The organism is Vibrio gigantis (genome assembly GCF_024347515.1).
Taxonomy (GTDB): domain Bacteria; phylum Pseudomonadota; class Gammaproteobacteria; order Enterobacterales; family Vibrionaceae; genus Vibrio; species Vibrio gigantis.
On sequence record NZ_AP025492.1, the window covers coordinates 1,108,867 to 1,122,269 of the forward strand.

Annotated in this window: 13 protein-coding genes; 6 read left to right on the forward strand and 7 right to left on the reverse strand. The window is 44.2% G+C overall.

Going from position 1 to position 13,403, the window contains the following annotated elements:
- Positions 1-3: 3 nt before the first annotated feature.
- Positions 4-876: a heme o synthase gene (gene cyoE / locus OCV56_RS05055; RefSeq protein WP_086712245.1), complete on the forward strand. Its 873-nt coding sequence runs from the start codon at positions 4-6 to the stop codon at positions 874-876.
- A 76-nt stretch (positions 877-952) separates the two neighbouring features.
- On the opposite strand, the gene OCV56_RS05060 is transcribed toward cyoE, so the two are convergent.
- The 5 genes from OCV56_RS05060 to OCV56_RS05080 form a co-directional block, all read right to left on the reverse strand.
- Positions 953-1,441: a hypothetical protein gene (locus OCV56_RS05060; RefSeq protein WP_086712244.1), complete on the reverse strand. Its 489-nt coding sequence runs from the start codon at positions 1,439-1,441 to the stop codon at positions 953-955.
- 154 nt (positions 1,442-1,595) lie between these two features.
- Entirely contained in the window at positions 1,596-3,572 is a 1,977-nt protein-coding gene (locus tag OCV56_RS05065) for an alkyl sulfatase dimerization domain-containing protein (protein ID WP_086712243.1), read from the reverse strand.
- Positions 3,573-3,938: 366 nt separating this feature from the next.
- On the reverse strand, positions 3,939-4,928 hold the full coding sequence (locus OCV56_RS05070) for an efflux RND transporter periplasmic adaptor subunit (protein WP_086712242.1): 990 nt from the start codon (positions 4,926-4,928) through the stop codon (positions 3,939-3,941).
- A complete protein-coding gene (locus tag OCV56_RS05075) occupies positions 4,928-5,536 on the reverse strand; it encodes a magnesium transporter (protein WP_086712241.1) in 609 nt (202 codons plus the stop codon). The genes OCV56_RS05070 and OCV56_RS05075 overlap by 1 nt, the downstream gene beginning before the upstream one ends.
- Before the next feature lie 1,029 nt (positions 5,537-6,565).
- Complete coding sequence (locus tag OCV56_RS05080) at positions 6,566-7,801, reverse strand: OmpP1/FadL family transporter (protein WP_086712240.1); 1,236 nt, start codon at positions 7,799-7,801, stop codon at positions 6,566-6,568.
- A 135-nt stretch (positions 7,802-7,936) separates the two neighbouring features.
- On the opposite strand from OCV56_RS05080, the gene OCV56_RS05085 reads away from it, so the two are divergent.
- The 4 genes from OCV56_RS05085 (at position 7,937) to OCV56_RS05100 (ending at position 11,585) form a co-directional block, all read left to right on the forward strand.
- Complete coding sequence (locus tag OCV56_RS05085) at positions 7,937-8,872, forward strand: LysR family transcriptional regulator (protein ID WP_086712239.1); 936 nt, start codon at positions 7,937-7,939, stop codon at positions 8,870-8,872.
- A gap of 246 nt (positions 8,873-9,118) precedes the next feature.
- Positions 9,119-9,496, forward strand: coding sequence for a lactoylglutathione lyase (gene gloA / locus OCV56_RS05090; RefSeq protein ID WP_086712238.1), 378 nt, complete (start codon positions 9,119-9,121; stop codon positions 9,494-9,496).
- 14 nt (positions 9,497-9,510) lie between these two features.
- Positions 9,511-10,608 carry an alkene reductase gene (locus tag OCV56_RS05095; RefSeq protein ID WP_086712237.1) on the forward strand — a complete coding sequence of 366 codons (1,098 nt, stop codon included), beginning with the start codon at positions 9,511-9,513 and terminating at the stop codon, positions 10,606-10,608.
- Positions 10,609-10,718: 110 nt separating this feature from the next.
- Positions 10,719-11,585: a DMT family transporter gene (locus OCV56_RS05100; RefSeq protein ID WP_086712236.1), complete on the forward strand. Its 867-nt coding sequence runs from the start codon at positions 10,719-10,721 to the stop codon at positions 11,583-11,585.
- Between the two features lie 86 nt (positions 11,586-11,671).
- On the opposite strand, the gene OCV56_RS05105 is transcribed toward OCV56_RS05100, so the two are convergent.
- Both OCV56_RS05105 and OCV56_RS05110 read right to left on the reverse strand, forming a co-directional pair.
- The gene (locus OCV56_RS05105; protein WP_086712235.1) at positions 11,672-12,100 is read right to left on the reverse strand and encodes a MarR family winged helix-turn-helix transcriptional regulator; all 429 of its coding nucleotides are present in this window, start codon (positions 12,098-12,100) and stop codon (positions 11,672-11,674) included.
- A 16-nt stretch (positions 12,101-12,116) separates the two neighbouring features.
- The gene (locus tag OCV56_RS05110) at positions 12,117-12,761 is read right to left on the reverse strand and encodes a cytochrome b/b6 domain-containing protein (RefSeq protein ID WP_086712234.1); all 645 of its coding nucleotides are present in this window, start codon (positions 12,759-12,761) and stop codon (positions 12,117-12,119) included.
- Between the two features lie 170 nt (positions 12,762-12,931).
- Between OCV56_RS05110 and OCV56_RS05115 the strand changes: the two genes are divergently transcribed.
- The gene (locus OCV56_RS05115; protein ID WP_086712233.1) at positions 12,932-13,369 is read left to right on the forward strand and encodes a c-type cytochrome; all 438 of its coding nucleotides are present in this window, start codon (positions 12,932-12,934) and stop codon (positions 13,367-13,369) included.
- The last annotated feature ends 34 nt before the right edge of the window (positions 13,370-13,403 follow it).

Here is a 13,403-nt window from a genome sequence, read left to right on the forward strand (position 1 = left end):
GGTATGCTGAAAAGTTATTTGTCTATTACCAAACCGGGCATCATTTTCGGCAACCTGATTTCTGTTGCGGCGGGGTTCTTCCTCGCCGCCAAAACAGAACCAGCCAGTGCGATGTTGTTACTGACGACGTTAGCGGGTGTAGGGCTTGTGATTGCATCAGGTTGTGTGGTGAATAACATCTTTGACCGAGATATCGACCAGAAAATGAAACGTACTCAGAACCGCGAATTGGTTCAGGGCAACATCAACATAGACGTCGCATTTATTTATGCGTTAGTCATGTTGTTGGCTGGCACGGCGTTGCTGTTTCAATTCGTTAATCCGATGTCTGCGGTGGTGGTGTTGCTCGGCTATGTGTTCTACGTTTTTTTCTACACTATGTGGTACAAGCGTAATTCGGTTTACGGCACCTTGGTGGGCAGTATTTCTGGTGCGGTTCCGCCTCTAGTTGGCTACCTTGGCGTAACTAACTACCTGAGCTTAGAAGCCGTTCTGTTGTTCATCATGTTCTGCTTATGGCAGATGCCACATTCGTATGCGATTGCGATGTTTCGCATTCAAGACTACCGCGATGCAGGCATTCCTGTGTTGCCGGTTAAAGAGGGCGTCGACAAAGCACATCAACACATGAAAGCGTATGTAGTCGCGTTTGGCGCGGTTGCTCTGGGGCTATTTTTGCTCGGAGAAGCGGGTTACGAATACCTAGCGGTCTCAGCTGCCGTTTGCTTTATGTGGACTAAAGTGACCTTCCGTAAAGTCGATTGCCTCAACTATATTCAGTGGTCAAAGACTGTCTTCAAGGTCTCTCTGCTGGTAGTGATGAGCATCAGTGGTGTGCTGGGGTTAGAACTGATTCCACTGCCTGTGCTTTTTTGATTTAAGTTTGTCGTTGAATCCTCATGTTCTGAAGTCCGAGGGTTTGACGACCTTTTATCTATCCCGCTTTACGCAATTACCCTGCAAAAATATCGCCAAGCCAATCTTCAAGCTGCTCTCGTTTATCTTGTGGGCCATTGATTATCACTAAGCCGTTTAGTGTCGCGTGATCCCAAGATATGGTGCCAGTTGCTAGCGCATCGAAAACATCTAACTCAGTAATTAACAGTAGCTCTTCTTCAGTAGGCAAAGTATCTCTGCCTGACACATCGACACCCTTTTCAAATTTCACTTGGCTGTAATGACCTTTAATCGCTTCGAATAGGTTGAACTCTATTTTGCTTGGGTAGGACTTGGCAAGCGCAGCCTTGATGGCGAAGAGTCGGAAGTGATCAGGTTTATTGAGATTGTTGAGTTCATCGTCTTGTCTGGCTGTGATGACATTGCCAAACACCTCTAGTGAACCGGGCTCTGTCACTAAACTAAATCCGGTTTCTTGGTGTAAGCCGCAAGCTAATACCAGAGAAGAATTGAGTGAAAGCAAAAGAACAAAACGTTTTAGCATGTGTGAACCTTAAAAGAAGCAGGGCAGTTTCCTTACTCCAACAATGGACCTAGATCGTTGAGTTAAGGTAGCGACTGTACTAACAAATAAACGATAAAGGGACCACAATGGGTCCCTAAGTTATCGACTCGCCATCCTTAGCAGCCTTTGATTATTAACGAACGATGAGCATGATCTCTTCTGGAGTCATTGGCTTATCGAAGTAGCTCATGAATTGACCGAAGCCTTTGATGTCGCCATTCGAGAACTTGAATGCACCAGACTGTAGGTTAGTACCAATCACTTGTTGAGCGTTTGGACCCGCAATCAAGATTTGGTTCAGTACGGCACGAGTGGTATCGATTTGAACGTCTGCACCTTTCACTGCTTCTTCGTGTAACTGAGCAATACCGTTACGGATTTCGATGGTGAATGCTTCGTTCGTATCAGAGAAGTTGTACGTTAGCATCATGTTTACGTCTAACGAGTTTTCTGCGATAAGCGTTGAGGTCATCATGTCGAAGATCTGCTTGCTTGGTAGCGCAGTAAGAACGTCAACAGAAGCGAAGCTGATCATATTAGAGAAGTCACGCTTGCTCTCAAGTTCAGCGGCAGCGTTAAGTGCCCAGTTACGCCAGTTGATGTTCACTTGGTCAGCAGCCCATGCTTTGTAAGCTTGTGCTTTCATTTCGCGAGCTTCTATATCTTGCTTGTTTACCGTGATCGGGTAAGAAAGAATTTCTGCTGCAAATGTGTAATTTTCTGCCTTAATTGCTGCTTGTGCAGTAGTAAGGATGTTGTCACGACCGCCCATGACCTCTACGAAGGCCTTAGCGCGTTGCTCGTAAGCCATTGGCTCTAGCTGCCATGGGTCACCTTCGAAGAAACCGTTGTAACCTACGTAAATCTGACGCACGGCGTGTGCAACAGTGCCGTAGTGCTCACCTAACCACGGGTGCTCTGCAAGGTGCTTCGGAAGTTTAACGACTTCAACTAGCTCGTCTGGCGTCATACCTTTGTTCATGTAACGGATAGTTTGGTCATGCGTGTATTGAATTGCATCACGGTAAGCTGTTAATACGTCAGATACCGCTTCTTTACCTTCAACAGGACGACCGTGAGAGTTAATCATGATCTCAGTGTCGAACTTACGCATTACGTCGATGCCCTTGAACCACATTGATGGGTCACGGAATTTAGTACCACGGATTGTGTGAAGGTTAGGGAAGTTCTCGCCTTGAAGTACTTCAGCCGCGTGCAGGATTTTTTGCTCTGGGAAGTAAACCACTAGCTCATCTTTGGTTTCAGAAGGCACGTTCTCAATGTGCATTTTAACGCCAGCAATTTCGATTTCGATGTGGCTTTGGCTTGGTACAAGCAGGTTTGGTTCAATGAACGAGATAGCACCTTGCATGAAGCGCGGGCCAAGGCCATCGTTTACTGTTCCGTGCTCGCCTTCTTCTACGTGCTTAGCGCCAGTGTAAGAAGTGCGGTGACCAAATAGAGTACCTAGGTTTGAAGACCAGTTAGCCACTGCCGCGGTAAGGCCTTCTTCAGCGATGATTTTTACTTCACCTGATGCCACTTCTTCGTCAGTAACCCATGCACGAACACCAGAGATATGGTCGATGTGGTTGTGAGAGTAGATGATTGCTTTAACAGGCTTGTCTGTGATTTGACGGAACTGCTCTTTAACCGATTGAGCCATTTCAACCGACTCACCTGGATCAACAATGATGATACCGTCAGTGCCTTCAATCATGACCGGTGTATCGAGACCAAAACCGTAACCAAGGTAAATGTTGTCATCTACTTTGATGATTGCTTGGTCCATTTTTCGGCCATGCTTAGTTAGAGTTGGATGAACGTGGTCAGATTCCTCTGTGTAAGCCAGAGAGTTACCAGTTTTAGATACAACTTGGATACGCTCGCCTTTGCCCCAGAACATGTTTGATTTGTGCTCGAATAAAACCTCGCTCTTGTAGCGAGCATCAAGTTCAATATTCTGGTATTGCGCAGCATTTGATGTCTGAAGTTCTTGGCCTATTTTCGATGTCGCTTCTACAACCGGTGTTGCAGATGCAAAGCCAGAAGCAAGTAGAGCGCTCGCGATAGCGACAGGGAGTGCCATTTTTTTGAATGTATTAGTCATGGTAGTGACCTTATATTTGGATACAGGAATTGGATTTCTTGAGCCAAATGATAGAGGTGGGAGAGGTCGTTATCTACGCGCTAATATGATTTCGATATATCGAATTTACGATGTTTAATTTCATGAATAATTGTATTAACGATTTAATTTGATCTAAATCAATTAGTCACGAAAGCTTGGTATAGATACAAAAATGCCCTGAAATTCAGGGCATTTATTTTGAAATTAGTCGCAGGTTCATGAGTGGCAGTTATGCGAGCGAATAACCGTCACATCATTGAGTACTTAGTCGTTTACCAGGAGCTAATCGTTTACTAAGAGCTTAAGCTCTTATCAAGATCTTAAGTATTAATAGGCGGCTAGGTATTACCAAGCACCTAAGTATGACTTGTAAGATTGTAGACGAACCGTTGCTGCACCGATTACATCAATGAAGCCCCAGAACGGGTGTGGCTTCTCAGCAGAGATCCAAGCCGCGCCAGTTGAACCAATTGGGATGTTGAAACCTTCTGGTTCGATGATCTCAAGTACGATAGTACGACCTAAACCATTACCGTTTCTTACCACGTGTTGGCCAACGCTTTGTGGCCCTTGGAATGGTGAAATTGCTGCTTCGCCCGTACCTGTCGTGAAGCTGTGTACTTTTGCTCGGAAAACATGGCCTGGGTAAGCATCAACGAAGAACTCAGCGAAATCACCTTTCTGAACATATCCGTAGGTTTGGTCAGAAACACGCATTTCCAAAAACTTCTTGTTGGTGTTGTAAAGGTGCATGTTGCCCATTACTGAACCTTCGGCAATGTTCACAATAGCGACTTGGCCATCAAACTCTGCACGAATCGTCTTTTTCTCTTGCGCCCAATTTACTTTTTGAAGATCGGCAACTAGTGAATTCAGTTCAGCGTTCATTACACGCAAGTCAGAGTCGTATTTCTCAACATCACGAGCATTGAAGATCTCTGGTGATGTTTCAGCACGCTCAAGATCTCGCGTCATCTGTTTAATTTGCTCTTCTTTCTTAACAATCTCAGATTCGATCTTCGCTTTGTCAGCAGCAGAGTTAATGTCGACGAGTGTGTAAAGCACATCGTTCTCTTTCACCATTTGGTTATGGTCAACATGGATTTCATCAATCTGCTGGCCAAATACTGGTGACATTACCGCGTGTGGCGCTTTTACTGTGGTTGAGTTAGTTAAATCAACCGGTGCCCACAAACGAGAGATAACCGCTAATACCGCAAGAATCGTTACACCGCCAATGGCAGCCCAGGTGTAGTTTTTAAAGTTCTTCTTGAGTGCGCCTGTCGCAAACAGTGACCATACAATTAGGATGTATGGAATCATCATCTCTTTCATTATGCGACCTCTTTTGCTGTAGTGTTTGGTTCTGTTGGAGTCTGTTCTACTGAAGACTGTTTGGTTGCCACTTGTTCTGCTGCAGATGGCTCTGTCGTTGGTTTCTCAGGTGATGTTTGATTGACGACAGTCTCTGTTGTGGAGTCTTGTTTTGGCTGTACACCTCGACGGATAACATCACTCAGTGACTGACCAATATGTTTCCAATTCGCTAACGCGATCACCAAGGCAATAACCCAGAATGTTTTGCTGATGAAAAGCCCGCAAAGTGACAGTGCGAACACGATCTGTACGTGAGCGCTTTTGTGCTCTTTGGCTTTATGAACCCCCAGTTCATGTAATTGCCACATACCGTAAACACCGGCTAATACCACAGCGATTGTCACTGAGAACAAGTAACCAGAGAAGTACTCCATCTGGAAGAAGTTCATCATCATTTCATTGGGGTGGTTGTTGAACTGAGACATGTCGATGTCTTTAGAGTGGATTGTGCCTAATGGTGCAAGAGCCCATGCACCAGCAAACATCACTGCCATAAACAGGCAGAATTTAATCAAGACCATCACAATGGCCCAGATTTTCTGGAAAACGATTTTTATAAAGTTCATATCTCAACCTACATCAATAAGAAGAGAGAATTTGCAGCCTAGGAGTAACCTTTAATGACATCTTAAAAAGTAGATGTCTATTATGTGGGTAGATTGGTGCGCATAATAAACAAAAGTAATAGATGGTATTTAAGTCCAGACAACCGATTCTCGGTACCAAGAAGCGAATATGCTTCCCTACAAACCAATTCTTATTGTTAGTCAGAAACGCAGGTTGAATGACTATGTACTGTTGAACGAAATATTTGACTCGTTCTTTTAGTTATTGTCTTCTTTACGTGTAATACCTCGGTTGTCGAGGGGCTCTTCCATGGCAATGACATAGTGTTGTAAAACATTTGTCAGCATTCTGTTTTGGCTAAGAATTGATTTGTTAGCAGGATAATAGGAAGAGTTTTGAGCGGTATCTACCCAGAATTACGATTTGATAATATCGTAATTACGATGAGTTACTATCACTCTAAATCGGTAGGTTGAATTATTTGCTAGCGCTCAAATTCGGGTTTAAAACATCGCTAGTTAATTTGGTTTGGATCAATGAAATGACTAATAAAAGCATCAATAAGCAATTTGGCGAAATTGATCTTTTTACACACTTCTTACAATAAAGGAGTAATAGAAACGAATGATGGATGACATATAACTGATAATAGGTTTGTGAACACTGGAAAAATACTCTCGACGCTTTGATATCTATATCAATGACGTGCTCAATATTTGGGTGTGCTCACTAGAAAATACGTTTCTGTTTATGGTCGAGTGTTGAATTCGAAATATTGTAGCTTTAATTCCTCAAATGTATATCTCAATGATGCTGAACACAGTGTCATGATAAACGAGACAATATCGTCTTGTTTATGTTCTATTGAATATGTAATCTAACCCAATCAAATACAATGTTGAATTAGGGGGGATACATTGCATTTGAAGAACAAACAGAGAAAGACCTAGCAGATAGCTAGGTCTTGATGTGGTGTACTTAAGAGGGCATTACTAGTAAATAAACGACGAAAGGGTCGAGACCGCTGCTTACAGGAAGCGGTAGTTCGCTTGTAAACCAAAGAAGTGCGCGCTGTTATCATAAGAGCCTTGAACATTGATAACTTGCCCCTTTGAGTAATTAAGCTCAGGCTCATCCAGATCGATGTAATCGTAGTAAGCGCGCAGTTCCCAGTTCTTGTTGAGCGCATAGGTGGCACCCGCGCCAATACGTTTGGTTTCGCCCACAGGAAGATCCATATATTGATGAGTTGCGTCATCCTGAGGAGAAGTCTCGTAGCTGATGCCTGTTTCTAGTCGCAAGGTTGGGGTGATTTGGTAATGAGTACCTATGGCTAGGTTCCACACATCGTCAAAGTTACGATCGACAATTTTTATTGAGCTATCATTGATGTCTAGTGTGAGGTCTTTCCATGTTGATAGGTCATACCAAGTGACACTCCACAGCATGTCCCATTGATCATTGACGGCGTGCACGCCACTAACCTGGATGTTTTGAGGCATGATAAAGTCGAGCCCAACATCACGCTTGGTGTCACTAGCCGAACGTTGAAGATCCCCCTCGCCGTAATGAGAAAGTTCAGAACGGTACATAAAGCCAAAACGGTGCTGTTCGTTCGGTTGGTAAAAGGCGCTGAGAGAGTAGCCAACGGTGAAATCATCCGCGTCTGCTTTGAATAAGTGCTCAGCCCCTATCTCGCCAGAGCCGATAAAAGGATTCAACTTGCCGTTCGCAGTGAGGTATTCCGCATTGACTGAGGCGCCTAATGAAAACTGCTCATTCACTTTGTAAGATATTGACGGCATCAGTTGAACGGTCATGAACTCAACATTTTTTAATAAACGCTGCCCAGAAAAGTTATCACCATAATCGATCCCAGACCCACCTTGAGAAGCTAACGCAATACCAGCGTGAAATTTGTCGTTGATAGGGGTGACAAAGTAGAAGCTCCCTACCGGAGCCCAACCGCCAGCATCAATGTTACTGTCAAAACGCTCTGTTGGGTTTGTGTCTGAATAATTGATGTCTGTGTAGAGCCCGGCCAGGTTGACTGTGAGTTCAGGGTTTTCTAGCTGAGACATCGCGGCAGGGTTCGTCCATGCTGTTAACGCACTTTCAGCTAACGCTGCCGACCCTGCTCCTGCGGTACTTGCGTTGAGAGAACCAAGCTCAGGAAGAAGGTGCGCCGCAGCCAATGCAGGGTTTGAAAGTATCGCGTGACTCGTCATCATCGCAATAGTGATGGCAAGGTAATGTTTTTTCATGGGGGAAACCTATTAAGAAACGAATTACGCGGGATGTTAGTGTCTCAATTTGGGACTTTAAACGAGGGATTCCTATTTCATTCTATCGTTTTTACGATAGCATGGTGCTCATGGTCGCCTAACGAGTAATGATATATGAGCAACGACATCCCCAACTTCAATCTACTTGCCGTGTTTTCTGCAGTGATGGAGCAGGGCAGTTTAAGCAAAGCTGCGGATCAACTCAGTACCAACCAATCGACCATCAGTACCGCGTTAGCCCGTTTAAAAAAAGAGATTGGCCAAGAGCTTTTTGTTCGTAAAGGAAGAGGTGTTGCGCCTACGTCTTATGCCCAAAGCTTATACGAACAGATAAAAGCGCCGATCAATGAACTCAATGGCGTGTTTCAGTCGATGGCTAATTTTGATGAGCAATCTTCTGAGCGTAAGTTTGTGATTTCTGCACCTGAGCACTTACAGTGGGTTCTGCTCAATAGTTTCGCGGCGCTTCCTAATCAAAACTTGTCGCTAGAAGTCTTTGATCAACCAGACAGTGATGAGCGAATTTACGAAGATCTTTTGACTCAAGAGTTTGATGCGATGATCGATATTGTGGTGCCTGAACATCCAAGTATCGTCACTGAAACCTTGTATGATGGGGAGTTTGTGATCGTATGTCGAGCTGATCACCCGCGAATTCAAGGGGAAATCAGTGAAGCTCAGTTCCTGAGTGAAAAACATGCCGTATTAGACAGAACCCGACGTAAAGTTCGCAGTTTGAATCACTACACGTCTTTGGATTTATCCCAGCGTAAAATCGTGTTTCATGGACGCTCGCTGTTCAGTAATATCTTGCTGTGTAGCCAATCCGATTACATTACTGTAGTGCCTTTATCTATGGCGATTCAGTTCCAAGAAAAGTTAAGTTTGCAGTTGTTCAAACCACCCTTTGAATATCAGCCGATATCTCACTACCTGATTTGGTTGAAGAAGCAGAACAGTGACCCTGCTCATAAGTGGTTCAGAGAACAAGTCATCAGTACGTCAGATGCAATGTCGAAGGCGCTTCAAGATAGGCGCTTGCGGTTTTAATTGAGAGTCTAACTCTAAGGGAAGCATTGGCTTCCCTTTTTTGTGTCGATTACCCAAAATGTTAATAACAAAAAATTATTAAAATGAGAATGTTTAATAATTTCCATGATTTGTGTGTGTTCAGTAGTATATCTAGCAACAGAGAAATAGGTGGCCTCAAGGTTAACCTCAACGAACACTACTTAGCTTCATGCGACGAGTTAGCTTCACGCGACGAGGCTGAGATTAAAGTACGAAGGGCGAAATATGAAATTCCTACACACAATGATCCGAGTTACTGATTTAGACAAGTCTATCGAGTTCTACACCAAGGTATTGGGAATGAAAGAACTTGAACGCCACGAAAATAAAGACTACCGCTACACATTGGTTTTTGTTGGCTACGAGCAAGGCGGCACGACTATCGAGCTAACGTTCAACTGGGATACTAATGAGTACGAGATGGGCAGCGCGTTTGGTCATCTGGCATTGGGTGTAGAAGATATTTACGCAGCATGCGACAAGATCAAATCGCTAGGTGGCAACGTTACTCGCGAAGCTGGCCCAGTGAAAGGTGGTTCAACGCACATCGCTTTTATTACTGACCCAGACGGCTACCAAATCGAACTGATTCAACTAGGTTAATCGAGGATATAACAATGGCAAACGCACTATTTCAACCAATTCAACTTGGTAATATCGAGCTTAAAAACCGTATTGTTATGCCACCGATGACGCGTTCTCGTGCAACGCAACCGGGTAATTCAGCAAACGATATGATGGCGGCTTACTACGCTCAACGCGCTTCTGCAGGTTTGATTATCGCTGAAGGCACACAAATTTCACCTATAGGTCAAGGTTACGCTTGGACTCCGGGTATCTATTCTGATGAGCAGATCGCTGGTTGGAAAAAGGTAACAGACGCAGTACATGAAAAAGACGGTGTAATCTTCGCTCAGCTTTGGCACGTAGGCCGCGTTACGCATCCAGATAACATTGGCGGCGAGCAACCTATTTCATCGTCTGCACTGAAAGCAGAAAATGTAAAAGTATTCATCGACAACGGTACTGATGAACCGGGTTTTGTAGACGTTGTTGAACCTCGTGAGATGACCAAAGAAGACATCAAAGAAGTGGTTGAACAGTATCGCCAAGCTGCACTTAATGCGATCGAAGCTGGCTTTGATGGCATTGAACTTCACGCGGCAAATGGTTACTTGATCAACCAATTTATCGATTCTGAAGCAAACAACCGCACCGACGAATATGGCGGTTCAATTGAAAACCGTTTACGTTTCCTAGGCGAAGTGGTTGAAGCTATGGTTGAAGCGATTGGTGCCGACCGTGTTGGTGTACGTCTTGCGCCGTTTACATCATTGAATGGTACGGTTGACGCAACGCCAGTTGAAACCTACACAGCGGCAGCAGCGCTGCTTAACCTATACAAGATTGTTTACCTACACATTGCAGAAGTGGACTGGGACGATGCACCTGAAACGCCAAAAGCGTTTAAAGCAGCAGTTCGTGAAGCTTATGACGGCGTATTGATTTACGCAGGCAAATATGACAGTGAGCGTGGCGAAAAAGCCGTTGCAGAAGGCGTAACAGACATGGTTGGCTTTGGTCGTCCATTCGTTGCTAACCCAGATTTACCTGCTCGTATTCAACATGGTTACCCACTTGCGGCACACGATCCAAACACACTGTTTGGTGGCGCTGAAAAAGGTTTAACGGATTACCCAGAATACGCAGGCTAAAAACAGCTGCCTGAAGCTGAGTATTGAGATAGTATCTTGATCCTGTTGAATGTTTATAAAAAGCAACCTTGCAGAGCCAGGTTGCTTTTTTTGTTATTGGACGAAGTAAAATGATGAACGTGAAAGCGATGCGCGGAGAACTTTACCTTCTATTGGCTACCCTGCTAGCTGGAGTTGGATGGATTGCATCTAAGCTGGTGGTATTAGAAATGCCTGGGCCAGTGTTCATTGGTGTACGATTTGTTGTAGCAAGCCTGATTCTACTTCCGTTTTGTATTCACCACATTCGTAAGCTTTCGCTTAAGCAGATTCTATCTCTTTGCGGCGTAGGCCTGTTGCTGTCTGCCTCATTACAGGTATGGGTATTTGCAGTTTCGGTGACAGAGAGCTTGTCGGAAGGGGCTTTCATCATGAGCTTAGCTATGATCATTGCACCGTTTGTGTCTTGGGTTTTGTTTCGAGTTAAGCCTAACCGTGCGTTTTGGATGTCTTTCCCTATTGCGATTATTGGCATGCTATTGCTGACCTTGGGTAATGGTTGGAATGTGGAACAGAGTCAGATTTACTTCTTGTTAGCTTCGATGCTGCTGTCTGTTCACTTTGTGATGAACAAGCGTGTGATTACCAACATTAAGCCTATTGCGTCAATCTGTGTGCAGCTGTTTGTGGTAGGTATGAGTGGTTTAGCCTTTGCTTCTATGACAGCTCAGCCGGAGTTCGAAATCACCAAAACCTTAGTCTTCTGGTTTATCGTGTCTGCAGTGATCGCGACATCTATTCGTTACTTGCTGCAAACGGTCGGTCAACACTCCGTGAACATGGAAGTAGCAGCATTGATCATGATTCTTGAGCCCGTGTGGACGCTGCTGTTAAGTGTGAGTGTGCTTGGTGAAAGTGTAGAGATGCAGAAGCTGCTCGGTGGGGCGGTGATTATTGCTTCATTGTTTTGCTATATAAAATGGTCGAGACGAAAATAAAACACTCGGCGCGAGGCCGAGTGTTGGCTGTCTTTGAATGCATGCTTAGAAAGCACTAAGCATAGTAAGTAGTGAACGCGGTAAGATCAGATTGCAGCGACTACTTTCTGAAGTAGCTTGAGCATTTGTTGTTGTTCTTCAGCATCTAACTCGTTCATTAACTCTTTGTTTAAACGAACAGGGATCGGAACGAGTTGTTTTTCAAGTGCTTTACCTTTCTCCGTCAAGTAAATCCGGAAAGAACGGCGACTGTTTGGATCCGCTCTGCGTTCGACCAGTTCAAGCTTTTCTAACTTGTCTAATGTACGTGTCGTTGTTGAATTTTCGACTTTGGACTTCGCAGCAATATCACGCTGAGTCACACCTTCTTCTTCCCAAAGACACATCATGGTTGGCCATAACGCAATGGTTAAGCCATGTTCTTTCAATTCCGTGTCGAAATCTTTGGTCGCTTTATTAGCGATCACATTGATCATCCAACCAAAGCTTTTTTGTCTATCAAACTCTTCTGGCATCTGTTGCTACCTAACTTTACTGTGATATTACAACTATTGTCATCGTAACTAATACCGATGCAATTAGCACCAACAACGCTTTCCTATTTGATGAAAAAGCCAATTGACTGCCATTTCTGAAATAATCCGTTGACGCTGAATGGTTTTGCTTTCCTGTAATCATTGCAAGAACCAGCGGTTTTGAGCGCAGTTTGTAGACGGCAATGGCTACCAAGTGCAACACGACAAAGACGACTAACATACGTGCCGCAACACCATGCATCGCACCTGAAACCTCAAATACTGCATCAGAAATAACGAGCTCCGAACCTGGAATCGCATCAAAGAAACCAGCAATAACAAGCCCAGTTATACATTGGAAAAACAGGGTTGTAATCATTCCCATCACCATCCACGCGCCTAACGGGTTATGCCCCGGTTTTGCGTTCGCTTTTCCGCGTAAGTAATTCCAAGCAGATTGCGGAGAGCTAATGAATTGAGAAAAACGGCTGGTATCGCTGCCGATGACTCCCCAAACCAAGCGCCATAAAATCAAACTGAACAGCGCGAGACCTAAATAAATGTGGGGGCCTTGTCCGTTAAATCCGGATGCAGCAAGACCAATAAAGAGCGCGGCTTGAAGCCAGTGATAAAGTCGAGTTGGTAGATCCCAGATTTTCATAATGCTTTTTCCTGCTTGTTAATTTGCTTGATGAGGATAATTTACACAACAATAGTTGCGCATGCAACTATTGTTGTGTAAATTAAATGCGCATCTTCGATAACGATTGAGCAACCAAGTCGTAATTAACTAAAAAACTAACCAATCACTTAACCACTAGGAATAACACTATGAAAAAATTCACTATCGCTTTGATTATGGTACTCCCAACGATTTCTTTACCTATGATCTCTGCAGCCGCACAGGATGTGGTCAATAATCGTCAACACGTTTTCAGTTCTATTGAAGAGGTCAGCAAACAAGTCGATTCAGAATTGAATAACAATGACGTGGATTGGCTGAAAGTGGGCGAGTTAAGTGAAATGTTGGTGGAACATGGTGAAGTCTTGAAGGTGAGTTTTTCGGAAGGTGATACAGGAGGTAAGGCCAAAAAGGAGATTTGGAGTAAGCCTGAGAAATTTAACCAACTGATGTTACAGATGAACCAGGGCTTTGTAGAACTTTATCAGGCGAGTGTTGAACAAGACTTGTCGAGTGCGGAACAAGGGTTAGATTCTGTGAACAATACTTGTAAAGGATGTCACCGTACTTATCGCTCTCGTTGGTAGTTTTCGAGAAGCCTTTAAAAACAAAAGCCTGTGC

Excerpts from the sequence above, each read along its gene's own strand:
- cyoE (WP_086712245.1), top strand. The coding sequence starts at position 4 with ATGCTGAAAAGTTATTTGTCTATTACCAAACCGGGCATCATTTTCGGC.
- OCV56_RS05060 (WP_086712244.1), bottom strand. The coding sequence starts at position 1,441 with ATGCTAAAACGTTTTGTTCTTTTGCTTTCACTCAATTCTTCTCTGGTA.
- OCV56_RS05065 (WP_086712243.1), bottom strand. The coding sequence starts at position 3,572 with ATGACTAATACATTCAAAAAAATGGCACTCCCTGTCGCTATCGCGAGC.
- OCV56_RS05070 (WP_086712242.1), bottom strand. The coding sequence starts at position 4,928 with ATGAAAGAGATGATGATTCCATACATCCTAATTGTATGGTCACTGTTT.
- OCV56_RS05075 (WP_086712241.1), bottom strand. The coding sequence starts at position 5,536 with ATGAACTTTATAAAAATCGTTTTCCAGAAAATCTGGGCCATTGTGATG.
- OCV56_RS05080 (WP_086712240.1), bottom strand. The coding sequence starts at position 7,801 with ATGAAAAAACATTACCTTGCCATCACTATTGCGATGATGACGAGTCAC.
- OCV56_RS05085 (WP_086712239.1), top strand. The coding sequence starts at position 7,937 with ATGAGCAACGACATCCCCAACTTCAATCTACTTGCCGTGTTTTCTGCA.
- gloA (WP_086712238.1), top strand. The coding sequence starts at position 9,119 with ATGAAATTCCTACACACAATGATCCGAGTTACTGATTTAGACAAGTCT.
- OCV56_RS05095 (WP_086712237.1), top strand. The coding sequence starts at position 9,511 with ATGGCAAACGCACTATTTCAACCAATTCAACTTGGTAATATCGAGCTT.
- OCV56_RS05100 (WP_086712236.1), top strand. The coding sequence starts at position 10,719 with ATGATGAACGTGAAAGCGATGCGCGGAGAACTTTACCTTCTATTGGCT.
- OCV56_RS05105 (WP_086712235.1), bottom strand. The coding sequence starts at position 12,100 with ATGCCAGAAGAGTTTGATAGACAAAAAAGCTTTGGTTGGATGATCAAT.
- OCV56_RS05110 (WP_086712234.1), bottom strand. The coding sequence starts at position 12,761 with ATGAAAATCTGGGATCTACCAACTCGACTTTATCACTGGCTTCAAGCC.
- OCV56_RS05115 (WP_086712233.1), top strand. The coding sequence starts at position 12,932 with ATGAAAAAATTCACTATCGCTTTGATTATGGTACTCCCAACGATTTCT.